Below are 6797 nucleotides of genomic sequence, written 5' to 3' on the forward strand. Positions count from 1 at the left end.
GCTGCCTTCTATGCCATGGTTGCCGGAACATCGCGGTGCATAAATGCGTGTTAGAGCGAGCTATTTCCGCACCCGGATGAACGACTTGCTCTGGCCCGCCTCGCTGTATTTCACTCGTATTCAGGTGACGCCAAGCATTGACGATGATTGATGGTTCACTGACGATCCGCGTGCAGTCGCCCTCAGCCCAATTCCAACCACCTCAAGGGGCCTTCACCGTGGCAAAGACCACCGGCACCAGCGGCAACGACCGCCTGTTCGGCACGAACGGCCGGGACACCATGCAGGGCCTGGCCGGCAACGACCTGATCGAGGGCCGCGGCGGCGACGACTTCCATCCAGGGCGGCCTGGGCAACGACACGCTGTGCGGTGAGGCCGGCAATGATCGCATCTACGGCGATGCCGGCTTCGACCTGATCAGCGGCGGGGATGGCGACGACATCCTGTTCGGCGGCGATAACCGCGACCGGATCTGGAGCGATGCCGGCAATGACACGCTGTCTGGCCAGCAAGGCCCGGACGACCTCTACGGCGGCCTCGGTGACAATTTGATCTATGGCGGGACGGCAACGACTTGATCATGCCGGGCGGCGGCAACGATACCGTCTATGCCGGGAACGGGGACGATCGGATTGAGATGCCGTGGCCGGGGAACGAAGATTTTGTGTCTGGGGCCATGCTGCTGTTCGGCGGAACGGGCAATGAGCGCGCATCCGGCGGCGACGGCGCTGACAACATGCGCGGCGAACTCGGCGACGACATTCTGCAGGGTGGGGACGGCAACGATCGCTTGTACGGTGACCAGGGGTCGGGCCGCCTCATTGGCGGCTCCGGTGATGATGTCATCTATGCTGGGAAACATGCGGGAGGAGAGCAATCAGTCCTATCGGGTGACGTAGGAAGCGACACGTTCCGCTATGAATTCAATCATGCGTACGATTGGACAAGCGACGACAGATGTTTCCTGTTGCACCAAGTCTCTGACGTAATTGGCGACTTCACCTACCGCGAAGACAAGCTGTTCATTGAAGCGCTAGCGAACAATGCCGTGGACGATCCTAGCGGCATGTACACCTTCGACTTCGCCGACCTCGACACGAACGGCAACGGCATCCTGACGGATGCGGACGAGGCCATCTCGATCAACTGGCAGTCCTTCATGGGCAAGACCAGGCACAGCCTAACGATCGACATCGGGAAGTTCGCGGCGCTGCAGGAGGCGGCACCTGGTGGGTTCTCGGGCACCATCACGTTGTTCGGCGTGACCAGCCTCACCGCCGACGACTTCGTCTCTGCCTCCTGACAGCTGCTTGCGCGCAAGCGCCTAAGTGAAACCTGCGAAAGTTGCGAAAGCTGACACCTCCTCGTGTGCTGGCGGCCAAGCCTGCGGCGGCTTCGTTCGCCATCACTCCTGCTGCGCAACTTCACGCCCATGCGAAAGCTGCGAACGCGGATGAGCTGCCCGTGCGTGAGACGTCCTCAGGCATCGATCTGCGATGACGGTCCAGGCATGTCTGGTAAGATCCGGTACCGTATATAGTTAGAAACCTGCTCATGAGCTGGACTCATCAAGCTGGGGCTTTGGTCAACGCAGAGGCTCGCTCGTAGCTTCCGGTTCTCCGGAAGCTCCGGGTTTTGCCTCCTTGATGCAGGGCTGAGGCGCAACACATCGAGTATCCGGCCTCTCCGCTCATAGTGGATGCACGCCGCTGTCCCTGCTTCGGAACGAGAATGTTCACGCTGCCTGGTGAAGCTTCTGGCTCGTCTTGCGGATCGCCCGACCGTTCTTGGGATCGAATAGATGGAGGGCGTTGCGGTCGATCTCTAGGCTGAGCGTGCTACCGGTAGCTGGTGGCGTACGTCCGTCGACGAGCACCACGAGACTCTTGTCGCCGACGAGCAGGTCGAGCTGGGCTTCGTCGCCCAACAGCTCGACCAGTTCCACCTTGGCATCGATGCGCCCCGCAATGGCCGCCTCCGGCAGCCGGCCCGGCAGTTTCAGGTCGCGCGCCCGAATCCCGATCGTCAGCGGGCTGCCGGAGTCGAGGCCGTCGAGCCGAGCGGCGCCGACATCCAGTGACCCGGACATGTACTCGATCCGGCCCTCCTTGCCGACCTGCCCATCCAGGAGGTTGATGGTCGGGTTGCCCACGAACCGGGCGACGAACAGAGTTTGAGGCGCATGATAGATTTCCTGCGGCGTGCCCTGCTGCTCGATGCGTCCTCCGTTCATCACCACGATGCGGTCGGCCAGCGCCATCGCCTCGAGCTGGTCATGGGTGACGAAGATCGTCGTGGTGCCGAGCATGCCGTGCAGGCGCTTGATCTCCACCCTGAGATGATCGCGCAGCTTGGCGTCCAGGTTGGACAGCGGCTCGTCGAATAGGAACACCGAGGGTGTCTTGATCATGGCTCGGGCCATCGCGACTCGCTGCTGCTGGCCACCCGACAGCTGGGCAGGCTTGCGGGTGAGCAGGCCATCGATGGACAGGAGTTTCGCCACCTCGTCGACCCGGCGCGCGATCTCCGACTTGGGCACGCGCAGGCGCCGCAGGCCGAAGGCGATGTTGTCGAACACCGTCATGTGCGGGTAGAGAGCATAGCTCTGGAAGACCATGGCGACCCCGCGGTCGCCCGGGGCTAAGTCATTCACCACCGTGCCGCCGATGGCGATGGTGCCACTGTCGACGTCCTCTAGGCCCGCGATCATCCGCAGCATCGTTGACTTGCCGCAGCCGGATGGGCCGAGCAGCACGATGAACTCGCCGTCGCCGATGTCGAGGTTGAGCCCGTCCAGGACACGCACGTCGCCATAGTTCTTGCCGATATCCCTGATCTCGATCGTCGCCATGAAGCGTCCCCTAGCGCGCCGGGCGCGAGAAATAGCGGTCAATGAAGCGCATGATCAGCCCCACCAGGATGAGCGGCGGCAGGGCCAGCACCACGGAGGAGGCATTGATCACACCCCATGGCACCTCCATGCCGAGCGTGGTGAAGCCGGCCGCCACCACCGGCAGGGTGACGTTACGTGAAGTGAGCGCCAGGGCGATCAGGAGCTCGTTCCAGGTGATCACGAAGGTGAACAGCACCGCGCCCACCAGCGAGGGGGCAGCGACCGGTAGGGCGACCTTCCAGAACACTGCGAACGGTCCGTAGCCTTCCAGGGCAGCCGCCTCTTCGATGGCGCGCGGCACCTGTTCGAACGCGGGAACACCCAGCCAGATGATCGTGGAGATGGTGACGATGCAGTAGGTCACGATGACCGCGATCAGCGTGTCGTAGAGGCCGAGATCGAGCCAGAGCGCGATGAACGGCAGCGCTACGGCGACGGGCGGCATGAATCGCAGCGACAAGACGAAGAACTGGATGTCGCCCTTGAGGCGGCGCACGAAGCGTGCGAGCGCGTAGGCGGCAGGCACACCCAGCACGACCCCGATCAGCAGCGCGCTGCCGACCACGATGATGCTGTTGACCAGGCCGTCGCGCACGGCGGGGGTGGTGAGCACAGTCCGGTAGTTCTCTAGCGTCGGCTGGAACACCAGCACCGGGATCGGCGAGACGATGTCACGCAGGCTCTTGAACGAGCTGAGGATCGTCCAGAGCACCGGCAGGAGCGCCAGAAGGACGACGAGCCAGGTGAGCAGCCCGCCACCGAGGCGCAGGGTCATGCGGCCCATCGTGCTGCCCTCTTCCACAGGATGGAGAAGATGATCACCGTCATCACCATGAGCAGGACGCTCAAGCTGGAAGCATAGGAGATCCGGCCGCTGATGCCGATCCCCTGCTGGAAAGCGTAGAGGTCCAGGGTCTCGGTGCTGATGCCGGGTCCACCGGCCGTCATCGTGTAGATGAGGTCGAACGAGCGCAGTGATTCGATCGCCTTGACGAAGGTCATCATGATGATGGGGCCACGCAACATGGGCAGCGCCACCCACCAGTACACGCCGAGCGTGCCTGCGTGGTCGAGGCGAGCAGCTTCCTGCGGCTCCTTGGGCAAGGTCTCGATGAGCTTGGCGAGGACCACGCCGAAGAACAGGCCCCACTGCCAGATGTCCACCAGTGCCACCGCGTAGAGCGCGATCTGCGGATCGCTCAGGAACTCGATCGGGGGCAGGCCCAGCATGGTCAGGGGATAGTTCGCGGCACCCATGGTCGGGCTGTAGAGAAACCGCCAGATCAGGCCCGCCGAGACGCGCGGCAGGAGAACCGGGATGATCAGCAGGATGCAGATGGCGTTGCGGACCCTGGGATTGCGGACTCCTTCGACCAGCAGGATTGCCAGCGCCACGGCGAGCAGCATCGTGCAGGCAACGGTCACCACTTCCCAGATTGCGGAGACTTGCAGCGCATTGGCGAAGCGCCGGTCACCGAACAGCCGCTGGAAGTTCTCAAAGCCGACATAGGCCGCGTCCGGGAAACGCAGCATGCGGTCCTGGAACGCCAGGTTGATGGCACCGACGCTGGCGATCAGCGACAGGAGAATGAGCAAGCTCAGCCCAGGCAGCAGGGTCAGCAGCGCAAAGCGCCGATGTTCCGGCCGCAGGCGCCGCGGCTGGCCTATCCTCGGCGAGGCCGAGTGATTCATGATCCGGATCAGTCCATAGTCGACAACCGGGCAGAGGCGGGCGGCGGGAGACCACCACCCGCCTGCGAGACCATCACTGGCGCTGTGAGCGGCGCATGATGTCGTTCGCGTACTCCGCGGCCTCATCCAGCGAGAGCTGGATGTCGTCGCGAGTGCCGGTCAGGACCTCCTCGAGGACCAGGCCCAGGAAGTCCCCGATCTCGGGCCATTCCGGGCCATCATAGATCAGGAGGCTGGTGCGCGGTGACGTGTCGGCGAGCGCCTGGATGTATTCGGCGGGCACCTTCTCCTTGAAGATCGGATCCTCCAGGCTGCTCTTGCGGGCGAAGTCCGCGAAGAGGCCAGCCTCGAAGCGCCGGTGCTCCATCTCCGAACTGGTGGCCCAGCCAATGAACTCGGCGGAAACCAACTTCGAGCAGTCGTCCGGATTGCCGCTCGCCGACAGGGCAAGGCCATGGGCATAGCCGGCCGAGGGCAGGGGTTCGGGCGGCGGAGCGAAGCCCACTTTACCGACCACCCGCGACTTCTCCGGGTCTTCCATCCACAGAGCCAGCGGATCGCTCTCCACGATCACGGCGACCTGGCCCGCCCGGAAGCTCTCGACCACTTCGGACCAGGTGTTGGTGGTGGCGCCGGGTGGCGCGAACTGGAACAGGTCCTTGTAGGTCTCGGTCGCCTTGACCGCCGCCTCGGAGTTGAAGCTGGCCTCGCCGTCCTGGAACCACTGGCCGCCCTCGGCCCGGAAGAACGGGGTCCAGCGCCAGACGTTCATGCCCGAGCCGCGCCGCGCCCGCGCGGTCCAGCCGTACATCTCGGGAGGAGAGTGCAGGGCGGCGATCGCCTGCTTGAGCTCGTCCAGCGTCTTGGGCGGAGCGATGTTCTTCTCCGCGAAGACATCCTTGCGGTAGATCATCATGTCGCCGCCGCCCGTGATCGGGGCGAAGTATGGGGTTCCATCCCATTGGGCTACCGCCTTGCGTGCATCCAGGAAGCCCTCGTAGTCATAGTCCTTCGGCAGGTAGTCGAGAAGCGGCAGTACCCACTTGGACGCCGCGAACTCAGCGACATTGGCTTCGTCGATGTAGTAGACCTGATAGGCGCCAGCGCCGCTTGAGGCATCTAGGCGTGAGCGCGAACGCCGATCGTTCTCGCCGTACTGGACGATCTCAACCTTGGTCTGCCACTTTGATTCGAACTCGCCTTTAATCGTGTCGAGATGACCTGTTGCCGGCATTGGCTGGACGATCACTCGGATCTCGGGAACCTTCCCCACACAGGCCTCGGCTGAGGCCTGGGCCTGCGCGCCCGACGGGGCCGCCAGCGCTGTCGCGGCCAAGCTCAGGACCGCAGCACCCAGCAATCGATTCTTCGAGCAGTCTGTCATTCTTGTTCCTCCCTGTTCACGACCGATGCTTCACCGCATCGTTGCTCCTCCCAACTCCGTCCAGGTCGGAGCAAGGCGGTTGTCGACCTTGTGCCAGTCGGCGGCCTTGAGCCGATAGGCTTCGATCAGGTCTGGCCTAGGTTCGAAGCGGCGCTCCAAGCGTACCATGCCTGCGATTGCGGCTTCGAAGCTCTGATAGGTGCCAATGGCGACTGCCGCACAGATGGCGGAACCCAACGCGCCGAGCTCGGAGCCGGCTGCCACCTCGACCGGCAGCTCCAGGATGTCGGCGAACATCTGCGCCCATACCGCGCTCTTGGCGGCGCCACCTGACAGCCGCGCCACCTCAGGCGTGCGGCCGGTCACTCGGATCAGGTCGGTGACATGCGCGCGATGCTTGAACACCACGCCTTCGAACAGGGCCCGCAGCATCTCCGCACGGCCATTCTCCGCGCCGAGTCCCACGAATGCGCCGCGCGGCGCACCTGGCGCACCGTGGATGTAGGGCAGGTAGAGCAGACGGCTTGCCTCGGGCGGCACTCCCTCCACCAGGGCATTGATCTGCGCGAAGTCCAGGGAGTCGTCGAGCATGCCGGTCTTGAACCAGGCGAGGTTCGTGGCCGAGGTAGGGCTGCCCTCGACGACCAGGCAGCGGCGGCCGTCTTGGTCCAGGCACTGCATCAAGGGGAAGGGCGGGCCGGCCGGGTGGTCCTGGACCATCAGGTTGATGCTCCAGGTCCCGGCACAGATCGCAAGTTCGCCCGGCCGGTTCACGCCCGAGGCCAGCGCCACGGCGTCCAGATCCATGGTACCCGCGACCACGGGCG

General features: G+C 64.1%; 8 protein-coding genes and 1 pseudogene. 4 read left to right on the plus strand and 5 right to left on the minus strand.

Features of this window, described 5'->3' with window-relative positions; translation table 11 throughout:
• The first annotated feature begins 218 nt into the window (after window positions 1-218).
• The 4 genes and pseudogenes from EQG76_RS27625 to EQG76_RS27635 all read left to right on the plus strand — a co-directional run bounded on the left by EQG76_RS27625 (window position 219) and on the right by EQG76_RS27635 (window position 1304).
• Window positions 219-374 carry a hypothetical protein gene (locus EQG76_RS27625; protein WP_200841173.1) on the plus strand — a complete coding sequence of 52 codons (156 nt, stop codon included), beginning with the start codon at window positions 219-221 and terminating at the stop codon, window positions 372-374.
• Window positions 349-579, plus strand: a complete 231-nt coding sequence (locus EQG76_RS33745; RefSeq protein ID WP_407925577.1) for a calcium-binding protein — start codon at window positions 349-351, stop codon at window positions 577-579. Before EQG76_RS27625 ends, EQG76_RS33745 begins: the two co-directional genes overlap by 26 nt.
• A pseudogene (locus tag EQG76_RS32905) lies at window positions 573-626 on the plus strand (hypothetical protein); the annotation flags it as partial. The gene EQG76_RS33745 and the pseudogene EQG76_RS32905, both read left to right, overlap by 7 nt.
• A 12-nt stretch (window positions 627-638) precedes the next feature.
• The gene (locus EQG76_RS27635) at window positions 639-1304 is read left to right on the plus strand and encodes a calcium-binding protein (RefSeq protein ID WP_407925578.1); all 666 of its coding nucleotides are present in this window, start codon (window positions 639-641) and stop codon (window positions 1302-1304) included.
• 432 nt (window positions 1305-1736) lie between these two features.
• On the opposite strand, the gene EQG76_RS27640 is transcribed toward EQG76_RS27635, so the two are convergent.
• The 5 genes from EQG76_RS27640 to EQG76_RS27660 all read right to left on the minus strand — a co-directional run.
• Window positions 1737-2852, minus strand: a complete 1116-nt coding sequence (locus EQG76_RS27640; RefSeq protein WP_159718270.1) for an ABC transporter ATP-binding protein — start codon at window positions 2850-2852, stop codon at window positions 1737-1739.
• Window positions 2853-2862: 10 nt separating this feature from the next.
• Window positions 2863-3678, minus strand: coding sequence for a carbohydrate ABC transporter permease (locus EQG76_RS27645; RefSeq protein ID WP_159718272.1), 816 nt, complete (start codon window positions 3676-3678; stop codon window positions 2863-2865).
• Entirely contained in the window at window positions 3666-4586 is a 921-nt protein-coding gene (locus EQG76_RS27650; protein WP_159718274.1) for a carbohydrate ABC transporter permease, read from the minus strand. The genes EQG76_RS27645 and EQG76_RS27650 overlap by 13 nt, the downstream gene beginning before the upstream one ends.
• A 73-nt stretch (window positions 4587-4659) precedes the next feature.
• Entirely contained in the window at window positions 4660-5970 is a 1311-nt protein-coding gene (locus EQG76_RS27655) for an extracellular solute-binding protein (protein ID WP_159718276.1), read from the minus strand.
• Between the two features lie 30 nt (window positions 5971-6000).
• A partial coding sequence (locus EQG76_RS27660; protein ID WP_255476602.1) for an FGGY-family carbohydrate kinase occupies window positions 6001-6797 on the minus strand: 797 nt, incomplete at its 5' end.

It is taken from the genome of Geminicoccus flavidas, from assembly GCF_009806515.1.
GTDB classification, from domain to species: Bacteria; Pseudomonadota; Alphaproteobacteria; order Geminicoccales; family Geminicoccaceae; genus Geminicoccus; species Geminicoccus flavidus.